Annotated in this window: 13 protein-coding genes and 1 riboswitch; of the genes, 10 read left to right on the top strand and 3 right to left on the bottom strand. The window is 67.3% G+C overall.

Going from position 1 to position 13,671, the window contains the following annotated elements; all coding sequences use genetic code 11:
* Positions 1–248: 248 nt before the first annotated feature.
* The 4 genes from coxB to ACFV8T_RS13275 all read left to right on the top strand — a co-directional run bounded on the left by coxB (position 249) and on the right by ACFV8T_RS13275 (position 4,714).
* Positions 249–1,211 (top strand): cytochrome c oxidase subunit II, encoded by a 963-nt coding sequence (gene coxB / locus ACFV8T_RS13290; protein WP_385327086.1) that lies wholly within the window; start codon positions 249–251, stop codon positions 1,209–1,211.
* Positions 1,208–2,944 (top strand): cytochrome c oxidase subunit I, encoded by a 1,737-nt coding sequence (gene ctaD / locus ACFV8T_RS13285; protein WP_385327085.1) that lies wholly within the window; start codon positions 1,208–1,210, stop codon positions 2,942–2,944. The genes coxB and ctaD overlap by 4 nt, the downstream gene beginning before the upstream one ends.
* Positions 2,941–3,339 (top strand): cytochrome c oxidase subunit 4, encoded by a 399-nt coding sequence (locus ACFV8T_RS13280; protein WP_385327083.1) that lies wholly within the window; start codon positions 2,941–2,943, stop codon positions 3,337–3,339. The genes ctaD and ACFV8T_RS13280 overlap by 4 nt, the downstream gene beginning before the upstream one ends.
* A gap of 118 nt (positions 3,340–3,457) precedes the next feature.
* On the top strand, positions 3,458–4,714 hold the full coding sequence (locus ACFV8T_RS13275) for an Ig-like domain-containing protein (protein ID WP_385327081.1): 1,257 nt from the start codon (positions 3,458–3,460) through the stop codon (positions 4,712–4,714).
* 57 nt (positions 4,715–4,771) lie between these two features.
* On the opposite strand, the gene ACFV8T_RS13270 is transcribed toward ACFV8T_RS13275, so the two are convergent.
* A complete protein-coding gene (locus ACFV8T_RS13270; protein ID WP_266420305.1) occupies positions 4,772–5,173 on the bottom strand; it encodes a hypothetical protein in 402 nt (133 codons plus the stop codon).
* Between the two features lie 187 nt (positions 5,174–5,360).
* On the opposite strand from ACFV8T_RS13270, the gene ACFV8T_RS13265 reads away from it, so the two are divergent.
* From ACFV8T_RS13265 to ACFV8T_RS13240, 6 genes are all read left to right on the top strand, one after another.
* Positions 5,361–5,981, top strand: a complete 621-nt coding sequence (locus ACFV8T_RS13265; RefSeq protein WP_030933584.1) for a heme-copper oxidase subunit III — start codon at positions 5,361–5,363, stop codon at positions 5,979–5,981.
* 62 nt (positions 5,982–6,043) lie between these two features.
* Entirely contained in the window at positions 6,044–6,853 is an 810-nt protein-coding gene (locus tag ACFV8T_RS13260) for a c-type cytochrome (RefSeq protein ID WP_385327080.1), read from the top strand.
* Entirely contained in the window at positions 6,850–7,902 is a 1,053-nt protein-coding gene (locus ACFV8T_RS13255) for a Rieske 2Fe-2S domain-containing protein (RefSeq protein WP_385327079.1), read from the top strand. The genes ACFV8T_RS13260 and ACFV8T_RS13255 overlap by 4 nt, the downstream gene beginning before the upstream one ends.
* Positions 7,899–9,524: a cytochrome bc complex cytochrome b subunit gene (locus ACFV8T_RS13250; protein WP_385327077.1), complete on the top strand. Its 1,626-nt coding sequence runs from the start codon at positions 7,899–7,901 to the stop codon at positions 9,522–9,524. Before ACFV8T_RS13255 ends, ACFV8T_RS13250 begins: the two co-directional genes overlap by 4 nt.
* A gap of 122 nt (positions 9,525–9,646) precedes the next feature.
* The gene (gene trpD, locus ACFV8T_RS13245) at positions 9,647–10,711 is read left to right on the top strand and encodes an anthranilate phosphoribosyltransferase (protein ID WP_385327076.1); all 1,065 of its coding nucleotides are present in this window, start codon (positions 9,647–9,649) and stop codon (positions 10,709–10,711) included.
* Between the two features lie 85 nt (positions 10,712–10,796).
* A riboswitch (SAM riboswitch) is annotated at positions 10,797–10,914 on the top strand.
* Positions 10,915–11,086: 172 nt separating this feature from the next.
* Positions 11,087–12,463 (top strand): aminotransferase class V-fold PLP-dependent enzyme, encoded by a 1,377-nt coding sequence (locus ACFV8T_RS13240; RefSeq protein ID WP_385327075.1) that lies wholly within the window; start codon positions 11,087–11,089, stop codon positions 12,461–12,463.
* Positions 12,464–12,539: 76 nt separating this feature from the next.
* Here the strand turns inward: ACFV8T_RS13240 and ACFV8T_RS13235 are convergent, their stop codons facing one another.
* A complete protein-coding gene (locus ACFV8T_RS13235) occupies positions 12,540–12,821 on the bottom strand; it encodes an Lrp/AsnC family transcriptional regulator (protein ID WP_093543818.1) in 282 nt (93 codons plus the stop codon).
* On the bottom strand, positions 12,818–13,567 hold the full coding sequence (locus ACFV8T_RS13230; RefSeq protein WP_385327073.1) for a rhomboid family intramembrane serine protease: 750 nt from the start codon (positions 13,565–13,567) through the stop codon (positions 12,818–12,820). The genes ACFV8T_RS13235 and ACFV8T_RS13230 overlap by 4 nt, the downstream gene beginning before the upstream one ends.
* Positions 13,568–13,671 lie beyond the last annotated feature (104 nt).

The following is a 13,671-nucleotide window of genomic DNA, read 5'->3' as shown; positions in this document are numbered from 1 at the left end:
GCCCGAGCCGGGCCCGGACCCGGGGACGGGCCGCCCACGAGGGGGCGTCAGATGGTGCTCGGAGGCCCGTATTCCACCCCTTCGGGGAGTCGGACGGCGCGTTGGGCACCCTCCCCGCGCGACCCCAAATAGCGTCCAGTAGGGTTTGGTCCGCATAAACATCCAAACCCCTGCCCGCGTCAGGGCGGCGACCGACCAGAAAGACGGCCGCGCCGACCGCGCGGGCGAGACTCTCGGGAAGGCGCTACGTGAGTCCCAACGGCTCCGACCGCTCGTCGCGGCGCCCGATGCGGCGGAAGCTGCCGCAGGTGCTGACTGCGGGCCTGATCCTGGCGACCGCCACCGGTTGCACATACAAGGACTTCCCCCGCCTTGGTATGCCCACGCCGGTAACAGAAGAGGCACCACGGATCCTTTCCCTCTGGCAGGGCTCGTGGGCGGCAGCGCTCGCCACGGGCGTGCTGGTCTGGGGCCTGATCCTGTGGAGCGTCATCTTCCACCGGCGCAGCCGCACCAAGGTCGAGGTTCCTCCGCAGACCAGGTACAACATGCCCATCGAGGCGCTGTACACCGTGGTCCCTCTGATCATCGTCTCGGTGTTGTTCTACTTCACCGCGCGCGATGAATCGAAGATCCTTTCGCTCTCTCCGAAGCCGGCCCACACCATCAACGTGGTCGGCTATCAGTGGAGCTGGGGCTTCAACTACATCGAGAACGTGGACGGCTCGACCGCCACGGGCAACGTGATCCCCAAGGAGCTCGATGCCATCCCCAACCGGTTCCAGAAGGACTTCCCCAAGGGTGCGGAAGGCGTCTACGACTTCGGCATCCCGGGAACGCGGAACCCGCAGAACGGCAACCCGGGTCCGACCCTGTGGCTGCCGAAGGGCGAGAAGGTCCGCTTCGTTCTGACTTCGCGGGACGTCATCCACTCCTTCTGGGTGGTGCCGTTCCTCATGAAGCAGGACGTCTTTCCGGGCCACACCAACGCCTTCGAGGTGACTCCCAACCAGGAGGGCACCTTCATGGGCAAGTGCGCCGAGCTCTGCGGCGCCGACCACTCCCGGATGCTCTTCAACGTCAAGGTCGTCTCCCCGGAGCGCTACCAGGCGCACCTCAAGGAGCTGGCGAAGAAGGGCCAGACGGGCTACGTGCCGGCCGGCATCGAGCAGACTGACCCGGCCAGGAATGCGGAGACGAACAAACTGTGAGCATCCTCAACGAACCTCAGGGTGCCGCGGCAGCAGACGACTCGTACGAGGACGAGCTGCCGGTCCGGCGGAAGCAGCCGGGAAACGTCGTCATCAAGTGGCTGACCACCACTGACCACAAGACGATCGGCACGATGTACCTGGTCACATCGTTCGCGTTCTTCTGCATCGGCGGTCTGATGGCGCTCTTCATGCGCGCCGAACTGGCCCGTCCCGGCACGCAGATCATGTCGAACGAGCAGTTCAACCAGGCGTTCACGATGCACGGCACGATCATGCTGCTGATGTTCGCGACGCCGCTGTTCGCCGGATTCGCGAACTGGATCATGCCGCTGCAGATCGGCGCGCCCGACGTGGCGTTCCCGCGGCTGAACATGTTCGCGTACTGGCTGTACCTCTTCGGTTCGATCATCGCGGTGGCCGGCTTCCTCACCCCGCAGGGTGCGGCGGACTTCGGCTGGTTCGCCTACTCCCCGCTCTCGGACGCGGTCCGGTCGCCGGGTGTCGGCGCCGACATGTGGATCATGGGTCTGGCCTTCTCCGGCTTCGGCACGATCCTCGGTTCGGTCAACTTCATCACCACGATCATCTGCATGCGCGCTCCCGGCATGACGATGTTCCGCATGCCGATCTTCGTCTGGAACGTCCTGCTGACCGGTGTGCTGGTCCTGCTGGCCTTCCCGGTCCTCGCCGCCGCGCTCTTCGCGCTGGAGGCGGACCGTAAATTCGGGGCGCATGTCTTCGACGCGGCCAATGGCGGCGCATTGCTCTGGCAACACCTCTTCTGGTTCTTCGGCCATCCAGAGGTGTACATCATCGCCTTGCCATTCTTCGGAATCATTTCCGAAGTGATTCCGGTGTTCAGCCGGAAGCCGATGTTCGGCTACATCGGCCTGATCAGCGCGACGATCGCCATCGCGGGCCTCTCCGTGACCGTGTGGGCGCACCACATGTACGTCACGGGCGGTGTGCTGCTGCCGTTCTTCTCGTTCATGACCTTCCTCATCGCGGTACCGACCGGTGTGAAGTTCTTCAACTGGATCGGCACGATGTGGAAGGGGTCGTTGTCCTTCGAGACACCGATGCTCTGGGCCGTCGGCTTCCTGATCACCTTCACCTTCGGTGGTCTGACCGGCGTGATCCTGGCATCGCCCCCGATGGACTTCCACGTGTCGGACTCGTACTTCGTCGTCGCGCACTTCCACTACGTCATCTTCGGCACCGTGGTCTTCGCGATGTTCTCCGGATTCCACTTCTGGTGGCCGAAGTTCACCGGCAAGATGCTGGACGAGCGGCTCGGCAAGATCACGTTCTGGACGCTGTTCGTGGGCTTCCACGGCACGTTCCTGGTGCAGCACTGGCTCGGTGCCGAGGGAATGCCGCGTCGTTACGCGGACTACCTCGCCGCGGACGGCTTCACCGCGCTGAACACGATCTCGACGATCTCCTCGTTCCTGCTCGGCCTGTCGATGCTGCCGTTCTTCTACAACGTGTGGAAGACCGCCAAGTACGGCAAGAAGATCGAGGTCGACGACCCGTGGGGCTACGGCCGTTCGCTGGAGTGGGCGACCTCCTGCCCGCCGCCGCGGCACAACTTCCTCACCCTGCCGCGGATCCGTTCCGAATCCCCGGCGTTCGACCTGCATCACCCGGAGATCGCGGCGCTCGAGCAGCTGGAGCACCACTCCGAGGATGACAAGGCCCTCGCTGGTGGCAAGGAGGCCGGCAAGTGAAGATCCAGGGCAAGATGTTCATCTGGCTGAGCGTCTTCATCCTCGCCATGGCCGTCACGTACGGCGTGTGGTCGAAGGAGCCGGCCGGTACCACCGCACTCGTCCTGGCCTTCGGGCTGAGCGTCATGATCGGCTTCTACCTGGCCTTCACGGCCCGGCGGGTCGACGCCCTGGCGCAGGACAACAAGGAAGCCGACGTCGCGGACGAGGCCGGCGAGGTGGGGTTCTTCTCCCCGCACAGCTGGCAGCCGCTCTCGCTGGCGGTCGGCGGTGCCCTCGCCTTCATGGGAATCATCTTCGGCTGGTGGCTGCTCTACTTCTCGGCCCCGGTCATCCTGATCGGTCTCTTCGGCTGGGTCTTCGAGTACTACCGCGGTGAGAACCGCACCCAGTGACCTCGCGTCACCGCTCCACCTGACGGGGGGCCCGCACTTCTCCACCGAGAGGAGTGCGGGTCCCCCGTTTGCAGTCACACCGCGCGCTGATACGGATGAACTTTCATAGCGTGGGTCCATGAACCACACGCCGCGCATCCGCCCCGCAGTGGGCTGCACCTTGCTGGTCGTGACCCTGGCCGCAGGCATGACCGCCTGTGGCGGGTCCGGCGGCCATCCGCTCGCGGAGAAGCCGTACGACGCTGTGGACGAGATCTCCTCCAACGCGTCGGACGGCGACGGGAAGGTCGACCCCGGCAAGCCGCTGGAGGTCACGGTCAACGGCGACGACGGCCGGATCACGGACGTGTCGGCCGTCGACACGACGGGCCGCCACCTCGCGGGCGAACTCGACGCCGACGGGAAGCGGTGGCACTCCACCCTCCCGCTCGCCGCCGGCGCCCGGTACACCGTGCGGGTCAGCACGGAGGACGACGACGGCGCTCCGGGCGGCCGTACGCTCTCTTTCGGAACCACCTCCGCCAAGAAGTTCCTGAAGGTCGCCTTCGGCCCCCAGGCGGGCACCTACGGCGTCGGACAGCCCATCACGGCGGAACTCAGCGCTCCGATCAAGGACAAGGCGTCCAGGGCCAACGTCGAGCGCGCCCTCAGGGTCCGCTCGACACCCGCCGTGACCGGTTCCTGGTACTGGGTCGACGACAAGACCCTGCACTACCGCCCCAAGGACTACTGGCCCGCCAGGGCCACCATCGACGTCACCAGCGGCCTGGCCGGGGTCAAGGTCACCGACGCCCTCTACGGCGCCCCCACGAAGGCGCTGAGGCTCACCACGGGCGACCGCATCGAGGCCGTGACGGACGCCGCGGCGCACTCGATGACGGTCAAGCGCAACGGGAAAGTGATCAACACCATTCCGGTCACGACCGGCAAGCCCGGCTTCTCCACCCGAAACGGCGTCAAGGTCGTGCTGGGCAAGGAGTACAACGTACGTATGCGCGGGGAGACGATCGGTATCGCGGAGGGCTCCTCCGACTCGTACGACCTGCTGGTCTACTACGCGACGCGCGTCACCTGGAGCGGCGAGTACGTGCACGCGGCCCCCTGGTCCACCGGCTCGCAGGGGTACGCGAACGTCAGCCACGGCTGTACGGGCATGAGCACCAGCCAGGCCGAGTGGTTCTACAACACCGTGCGCCAGGGCGACATCGTCACGGTCGTGGGCAGCCAGGGCGAGACGATGACGCCGTTCGACAACGGCTACGGGGACTGGAACCTGTCCTGGGCCAAATGGCTGAAGGGCAGCGCCCTGCAGAAGAACACCACGCCGGACCGTACGGACACGATCCAGGCGGCGCGACTGCGCCCCGAGGTCTGACCGGACCGGGGAGTGCGCTGCCCCTCCATGGGGCCACGGACGAAACCGCGGCGGGACTCAGGCGTTCACGCAGTCCCTGCTGCGCAGCAGGGCGGCCAGGGCGTCCGCGAACTCGACCGGTTCGACCGGCAGGGTCACCGCGGCGTCCGCACGGCTCCAGGTGGCCAGCCAGGCGTCCTGGGGGCGCCCGATCAGCAGCAGTACCGGCGGGCAGTGGAAGATCTCGTCCTTGATCTGCCGGCAGACGCCCATGCCGCCCGCGGGCGCCGTCTCGCCGTCCAGCACGCAGACGTCGATGCCGCCGCGGTCCAGCGCCTCCAGCACGGCGGGCAGCGTGGCGCATTCCAGGAATTCCACCGGTGGCACATCGGCCGCGGGCCTGTGCCCGGCTGCCAGCCTCACCTGCTCACGGGTGTTGGCGTCGTCGCTGTAGACCAGGACCGTGGCGGTCGGCTGCATTGTTCCTCCGTGACATCTGTGTCTTCGGGGCTTTCCGGGCATGAACCGATGCGCGGATCGTACTCCGCCCGACGTCCTGTCAGCACCGCCCGGGACAGCGGATCCATGGGCCGTTCGGGGAGGACACACCCGCCTGACACACCGAACGGCACCCCCCGGGGTGAGGGCGGGATAAGCGACCGACATAATGTCGGTCGTGGCGACAGCAACGACAGTAGAAACCGGGCACGCGCACCCGTCGGTCAATCGACCGAACCTCACCAGCGTCGGAACCATCATCTGGTTGAGTTCCGAGCTGATGTTCTTCGCGGCCCTCTTCGCGATGTACTTCACCCTGCGATCGGTGATGGGACCGGACCACTGGAAGGAAATGGCTTCGGCCCTGAACTTCCCGTTCTCGGCGACGAACACCACGATCCTGGTGCTCTCCTCACTCACCTGCCAGCTCGGCGTCTTCGCCGCGGAGCGGGGCGATGTGAAGAAGCTCCGTGCCTGGTTCGTGATCACTTTCGTGATGGGTGCGATCTTCATCGGAGGCCAGGTCTTCGAGTACACCGAGCTGGTGAAGAAGGACGGCCTCTCGCTGTCCTCCGACCCGTACGGCTCGGTGTTCTACCTGACCACCGGCTTCCACGGTCTGCATGTGACAGGCGGTCTCATCGCCTTCCTGCTCGTTCTGGGCAGGACATACGCAGCCAAGAGGTTCACCCACGAACAGGCGACCGCCGCCATCGTCGTGTCCTATTACTGGCACTTCGTCGATGTCGTATGGATCGGCCTCTTCGCCACGATCTACATGATCAAGTAACCGGGCTCGAACCCGAACCACATCCAGCATCGACGCAGAAGATCCTGACACCGGGGTAATCCGTGAAAAAGCTCTCCGCACGACGACGCCATCCGTTGGCGGCGGTCGTCGTACTACTCCTCGCGCTGGCGGCCACTGGGGGGCTGTACGCCGCGTTTGCGCCCGCGAGTAAGGCGCAGGCCGACGAAACCGCCCAGTCCCTCGCCATCGACGAGGGCAAGAAGCTGTACTCCGTCGGTTGCGCCAGCTGCCACGGAACCGGCGGTCAGGGCACCACCGACGGGCCGAGCCTGGTCGGCGTGGGCTCCGCCGCCGTTGACTTCCAGGTCGGTACGGGCCGTATGCCGGCGCAGCAGCCCGGCGCCCAGGTGCCGAAGAAGAAGGTCATCTACAACCAGGCGCAGATCGATCAGCTCGCGGCGTACGTCGCGTCGCTCGGCGCCGGTCCGATCATTCCGACCAAGGACATGGTCAGCCCTGAAGGTGCGGACATCGCCAAGGGTGGCGACCTGTTCCGTACCAACTGCGCGCAGTGCCACAACTTCACCGGTGAGGGCGGCGCGCTGACGAACGGCAAGTACGCGCCCAGCCTTGAAGGCGTGGACCCGAAGCACATCTACGAGGCCATGCAGACCGGCCCGCAGAGCATGCCGTCCTTCCCGGACACGACGATGCCCGAGCAGCAGAAGCGGGACATCATCGCGTACATCCAGACCGTCAACAGCGCCCAGTCGGAGAACCCGGGTGGTCTGAAGCTGGGCGGCCTGGGGCCGGTCAGCGAGGGGCTGTTCGCCTGGATCTTCGGGCTCGGCGCACTGATCGCAGTTGCCATTTGGGTCGCGGCCCACACCGCTAAGGCCAAGAAGTCATGAGTAGCCAAGAGATTCCAGACGAGAACCTGCCCGCTGAGCAGGACACCGCGCACGGCGCGGTAGAGGTCGCGGACGACCCGTTCGCCGACCCGGGGCTGCCGGCCCACAAGCCGCGCATCCAGGACATCGACGAACGGGCCGCGAAGCGCTCCGAGCGCGCCGTCGCGTTCATGTTCACGCTGTCCATGCTGGCGACGATCGGCTTCATCGCCTCGTACGTCATCTTCCCGGTCGACAAGATCGTGTACATCTGGCCCTTCGGCCATGTGAGCGCGCTCAACTTCTCCCTGGGTCTGACCCTGGGCGTGGCCCTCTTCGCGATCGGCGCCGGCGCCGTCCACTGGGCGCGCACGCTGATGTCCGACGTGGAGGTCGCCGACGACCGGCACGCCATCGAGGCCGAGCCCGAGGTCAAGGCGAAGGTCCTGGCGGACTTCGCGGCAGGTGCCGAGGAGTCCGCGTTCGGTCGGCGCAAGCTGATCCGCAACACCATGTTCGGCGCGCTGGCCCTGGTGCCGCTCTCCGGTGTGGTGCTGCTGCGCGACCTCGGTCCGCTGCCGGAGAAGAAGCTCCGCAACACCCTGTGGGCCAAGGGCAAGCAGCTCATCAACATGAACACGATGGAGCCGCTGCGTCCCGAGGACGTCGCCGTCGGTTCGCTGACCTTCGCCATGCCCGAGGGCCTGAAGGAGGACGCGGAGGACTTCCAGAACCAGATCGCCAAGGCCGCGCTGATGATCATCCGTATCCAGCCGGAGAACATCAAGGACAAGCGCGAGCGCGAGTGGGCCCACGAGGGAATCGTGGCCTTCTCCAAGATCTGCACGCACGTCGGCTGCCCGATCAGCCTGTACGAGCAGCAGACGCACCACGTGCTCTGCCCGTGCCACCAGTCCACCTTCGACCTCTCCGACGGCGCCCGCGTCATCTTCGGTCCGGCCGGTCACGCCCTTCCGCAGCTGCGGATCGGTGTGAACAGTGAGGGCAACCTCGAGGCGCTCGGTGACTTCGAAGAGCCCGTCGGTCCTGCATTCTGGGAGCGCGGATGAGTACTGCGACCGACACACAGCGCAAGGCGCCCGCCGGTGAGCGGGTGGCCGACTGGGCGGACGGCCGGCTCGGGATCTACTCCCTGGCCAAGGCCAACATGCGCAAGATCTTCCCGGACCACTGGTCCTTCATGCTCGGTGAGATCGCCCTCTACAGCTTCATCATCATCATCCTCACGGGTGTGTACCTGACGCTGTTCTTCCACCCGAGCATGAACGAGGTCGTGTACCACGGCTCGTACGAGCCGATGCAGGGCATCCGGATGTCCGAGGCCTACGCCTCGACGCTGGACATCAGCTTCGACGTCCGCGGTGGTCTGCTGGTCCGGCAGATCCACCACTGGGCCGCGCTGATCTTCCTGGCCGGCATGTTCGTGCACATGATGCGCGTCTTCTTCACGGGTGCGTTCCGCAAGCCGCGTGAGATCAACTGGCTGTTCGGCTTCCTGCTGTTCGTGCTGGGCATGTTCACCGGCTTCACCGGCTACTCGCTCCCGGACGACCTGCTGTCCGGTACGGGTGTCCGCTTCACCCAGGGCGCGATCCTGTCGATGCCGATCGTCGGCACGTACATCTCGATGTTCCTGTTCGGCGGAGAGTTCCCCGGTCACGACTTCGTCGCCCGGTTCTACTCGATCCACATCCTGCTGCTGCCGGGCATCATGCTCGGTCTGCTGGTGGCGCACCTGATCCTGGTCTTCTACCACAAGCACACGCAGTTCGCGGGTCCCGGCCGCACCAACAAGAACGTCGTCGGCATGCCGCTGCTGCCGGTGTACATGGCGAAGGCCGGCGGTTTCTTCTTCCTGGTCTTCGGCATCATCGCCGTCATCGCGGCCATCGCCTCGATCAACCCGATCTGGGCCATCGGCCCGTACCGCCCGGACCAGGTGTCCACCGGCGCCCAGCCCGACTGGTACATGGGCTTCGCCGAGGGTCTGATCCGAGTGATGCCGGGCTGGGAGATCAACCTCTGGGGTCACACGCTCGTACTGGGTGTGTTCATCCCGCTGATGGCCTTCGGACTGGTGCTCGCGATCATCGCGGTCTACCCGTTCGTCGAGTCCTGGGTCACCGGCGACAAGCGCGAGCACCACATCCTGGACCGCCCGCGCAACGCCCCGACCCGGACGGCCTTCGGCGTCGCCTGGATCACCGAGTACGTCATCGTCTTCATCGGCGGTGGCAACGACCTGTGGGCCACGCACTTCCACCTGTCGCTGAACGCCATCTCCTGGTTCGTCCGGATCTTCATCTTCGTCGGCCCGGTCCTCGCGTTCATCGCCACCCGGCGGATCTGCCTCGGCCTCCAGCGCCGCGACAAGGAGAAGGTGCTGCACGGGCGCGAGTCCGGCATCATCAAGCGCCTGCCGCACGGTGAGTTCGTCGAGATCCACGAGCCGCTCAGCCCCGGGCAGCTGCACACGCTCACCGCGCACGAGCAGTACAAGCCGGTCGAGATCGGCCCGACGGTCGACGAGAACGGTGTCGAGCGCAAGGTGTCGGCCCTGCAGAAGCTGCGGGCCCGGCTCAGCAAGGGCTACTTCGGCGAGGACAACCAGATCGCCAAGCCCACCGCCGAGGAGTACAAGGAGATCACCAGCGGCCACGGTCACCACTGATCGCTTGAACTGATCGCCACAGCAGGAGCCCCGTCCATTCGATGGACGGGGCTCTTTGCCGTCCCCGGCGCTCGATAGGGTGGAGGCATCCCTTTTACCGGCTGTGGACCCAGGAGCGGACCATGAACGTTGTGACCCCGATCGGCGGCGACAGCGTGGCGGACCGTTCCTGGCCCGGCATGCTGAACCCCCTGCTGCGCGGTGAGAACCTCACCGCCGACGACACCGCGTGGGCGATGGACCGCATCATGAGCGGCGAGGCGACCGATGTGCAGATCGCCGGGTTCGCGGTGGCGCTGCGGGCCAAGGGCGAGACGATCGACGAGGTGTCCGGCCTGGTACGGGCGATGTACGAGCACGCCAAGACCATCCACGTACCCGGTCGTACGGTCGACATCGTCGGCACCGGCGGCGACCTCGCCAAGACGGTCAACATCTCCACCATGTCGGCGATCGTCATCGCCGGCACCGGCGCCAAGGTCGTCAAGCACGGCAACCGCGCCTCCTCGTCGGCGAGCGGTTCCTCCGATGTGCTGGAGAAGCTCGGCGTCAACCTGGACCTCTCCGCGCAGCGGGTCGTCGAGGTCGCCGAGGAGGCGGGCATCACCTTCTGCTTCGCGGTGAAGTTCCACCCCGCCCTGCGCCACGTCTCCAGGGCCCGCAAGGAGCTCGGCGCGCCGACGACGTTCAACATCCTCGGGCCGCTCACCAACCCGGCCCGGGTGCGTGCGCAGGCCGTCGGCGTGGCCGACCTGAAGATGGCGCCCATCGTCGCCGGGGTGCTGGCCGGGCGGGGCAATTCGGCGCTGGTCTTCCGCGGCGACGACGGTCTGGACGAGCTGACGACGACCGCGACCTCGCGGGTCTGGGTGGTCCGGGACGGAGCGGTGCGCGAGGAGGCGTTCGACCCGCGCGACGTCGGTCTGGAACTGGTGCCCGTGCAGGCCCTGCGCGGTGCGGACGCCTCGTACAACGCCGATGTGGCCCGCCGGGTGCTGGGCGGCGAGCGGGGACCGGCGCGCGATGCCGTGCTGCTCAACTCGGCGGCGGCGCTGGTGGCGCTGGACGCGGCGGACGGCACGCTGAACGAGCAGCTCGCGGCCGGGATGGCGAAGGCCGCCGAGTCCATCGACTCCGGGGCGGCGGCACGGGTGCTGGAGCGCTGGGTGGCGGCCAGCAACGCCTGAAACAGGCGGAAATGTGGCGCAGGGCGCAGTCCGGATCCTGGACTGCGCCTTGCGCGTCTTTGTGCGTATGGCAAGATGCTGGTCAGGTCATGAGTGACAGCGACTACGGCCCCGGCCCGCTGTCCGGCAACCCTCCGTCCGTGGCGGGGTGCCCCGGGTGAAGACCAGGCCGTAGGCAGCGAGGTCTGCGGCAAGCGCGGGCCCCTCGGCATCTGTGAATGCCAACCCCCGGGGTCCTGGTCCCTAGGGAGTCTCTTGTGAGCACGCGAATGCGATAGGGCCGTCGGCCCTCCTCCGCACACCCCTTTTCTCTCCGCTGCGCTGCCGCGTATCCGCCGGCGCATGCAATTCGCCTGCCTCTTACGGGAGTTCGCCATGTCTGTCTTCACCGCTGCCGCCGACCAGTCGCTTTGTGCCCCTCTGCCGGTTCTGGGTAAGGATGTGACGGTTCCGCTGGTCACGGGTGGTGAGGTCACCTACGCCGCTCTCGACTACGCCGCCAGCGCCCCCGCCCTCCAGCGCGTCTGGGACGATGTCGCCGCGTACGCCCCGTACTACGGCAGCGTCCACCGAGGGGCCGGTTACCTCTCGCAGCTCTCCACGGACCTCTTCGAGAACAGCCGCGCGACGGTCGCGGAGTTCCTCGGCTGCCGCGCCGACGACCAGGTGATCTTCACCCGCTCGACCACCGACTCGCTGAACCTGCTGGCCGCGGTCGTCCCGGCCGACTGCCAGGTCTTCGTGTACGAGACCGAGCACCACGCCTCGCTGCTGCCGTGGCGCGACGCCCGGGTGACCTACCTGAACGCCCCGCGCACCCCCGCCCAGGCCGTCGAGACGCTGGAGCGGGCCCTCGCCGACCGCGACCCCTACGGCCCCGCGCTGGTCTGCGTCACCGGTGCCTCCAACGTCACCGGCGAGCTGTGGCCGGTGAAGGAGCTGGCCGCCGCCGCGCACGCGCACGGTGCCCGGATCGTGCTGGACGCCGCGCAGCTCGCCCCGCACCACCCCGTCGACATCGCCGAGCTGGACGTCGACTGGGTCGCCTTCTCCGGACACAAGCTGTACGCGCCCTTCGGCTCGGGCGTCCTCGCCGGCCGGTCCGACTGGCTGCAGCAGGCCGAGCCCTACCTCGCGGGCGGCGGCGCCTCGCGCAAGGTCGCCCGTCGCACCGACGGCGGCGTGGACGTCGAATGGCACTCCACCGCCGCCCGCCACGAGGCCGGTTCCCCCAACGTCATCGGGGTGTACTCCATCGCCTCCGCCTGCAAGGCGCTCACCGAGGCGGGCTTCGACAACCTGGTCGCCCGGGAGCAGCACCTCGTGGGCGCGGTCCGGACCGGCCTGGCCGAGGTCCCCGAGGTCAAGGTGCTCTCGCTGTTCGGCGACGAGGCCCCGCGGGTCGGCGTCATCTCCTTCGTGGTGGAGGGCTGGAACAGCTCGCACTTCGCCGCCGCCCTTTCCGCCGAGTACGGCATCGGGGTCCGCGACGGACTCTTCTGCGCCCACCCGCTGGTCCGCACCCTGCTGGGCAGCGACCCGCAGGAGGTCGGGGAGTGCGGCGCGCCGGAGGCCGGGCCGGGCGAGCTCTCGCTCAACGCGATCCGGGTGAGCTTCGGCGCCGGTACGCCGGACGAGCACATCGAGCGTTTCGTCCGCGCGGTCAAGGAACTGGTGAGCAAGGGCGCCCAGTGGAAGTACCGCACCGAGGACGGCCGCTGCGTCCCGGACCGGGGTGCGGCGCAGCTCTGACGGGCACACAGCACTTCGGCGGGGGACGGGCAGCCGAGCCCGTCCCCCGCCGAAGTGTCACGCCGTGGGGGTGTGCCTACGCGTCGAGGCCGATGGCGAAGGCGGCCTCCAGGTCGTGCTGCGAGTAGGTACGGAACGCCACATGCGTGTCGGTGGCCTCGACGCCGGGGATCTTGCTGATCCGGCCGGGGATGACGTCGGCCAGATCGTCGTGCTTGGCCACCCGGACCATGGCGATCAGGTCGTACGTACCGGTGACCGAGAAGACCTCGCTGACGCTGTCCAGCGCGGCGATGGCCTCGGCGATCTCGGGAATCCGGTCCACGCTGGTTTTGATGAGCACGATCGCGGTGATCACGGCTGGCTTTCTCCCTCGGTGGCCGTGGCTGGTGCCTTCACTCTATCCGTACGCCGGTAACGCCCCCAGGCGTAGAGAAAGCCCAGGGCGAAGCCCACCACATGGGCCAGATAGGCCACGCCCGGCCCCCCGCTGCCCGCGCCCCGGAACGCCAGCCACTGCAGGACGAACCAGAAGACCAGCACGATCCAGGCGGGGAAGCGCAGCGGCAGGAAGAAGAGGAACGGGAACAGGCTGGTGACCCGGGCCCTGGGGAAGAGGTACAGGAACGCCCCGAGCACCGCCGAGATCGCCCCCGAGGCGCCCACCAGCGTCTGGTCGGACGTGGCGTGGGCGGCCGCGTAGGCGACCAGGGCGAGATAGCCGCTGATGACGTAGAAGAAGGTGAACCCGATCCGGCCCATGCGCTCCTCGGTCATCGCCCCGAACACGTACAGGAAGAGCACGTTGCCGAGCAGGTGCAGCCAGCTGCCGTGCACGAAGAGGGCGGTGAGCGGGGCGAGCAGGGCGTGTGCCGAGCCGTCCCACAGCTCGCTCGGGATCACGCCCCACCGTTCGAAGTACCCCGCCTGGGCGGCCAGCAGGGCGTCGGCGGTTCCGGGGACCGGGTTGAAGCCGGACAGCGGGCTGATCACGAAGACCAGGGCGCAGACCGCGATCAGGGCATGGGTCACCAGTGGTCCACCGGTGACCGTCCGTAGCAGTCCGCCGGACAGTCTGCCGGCCACAGCTCGCCGATCGATCATGAACAGAGCATGACGCAACCGGAGGGAACGGGACAGACCGCCTCGCCGTGTCGGGGGGACGCGGTGAGGCCGTAGGGTTACGGCAGGACATCCGCAGTTCGACG

Source organism: Streptomyces sp. NPDC059832 (assembly GCF_042731715.1).
Taxonomy (GTDB): Bacteria; Actinomycetota; Actinomycetes; order Streptomycetales; family Streptomycetaceae; genus Streptomyces.
Note: the sequence above shows the minus strand (reverse complement) of the source record. Positions and strands in the feature narration are given on the sequence as shown.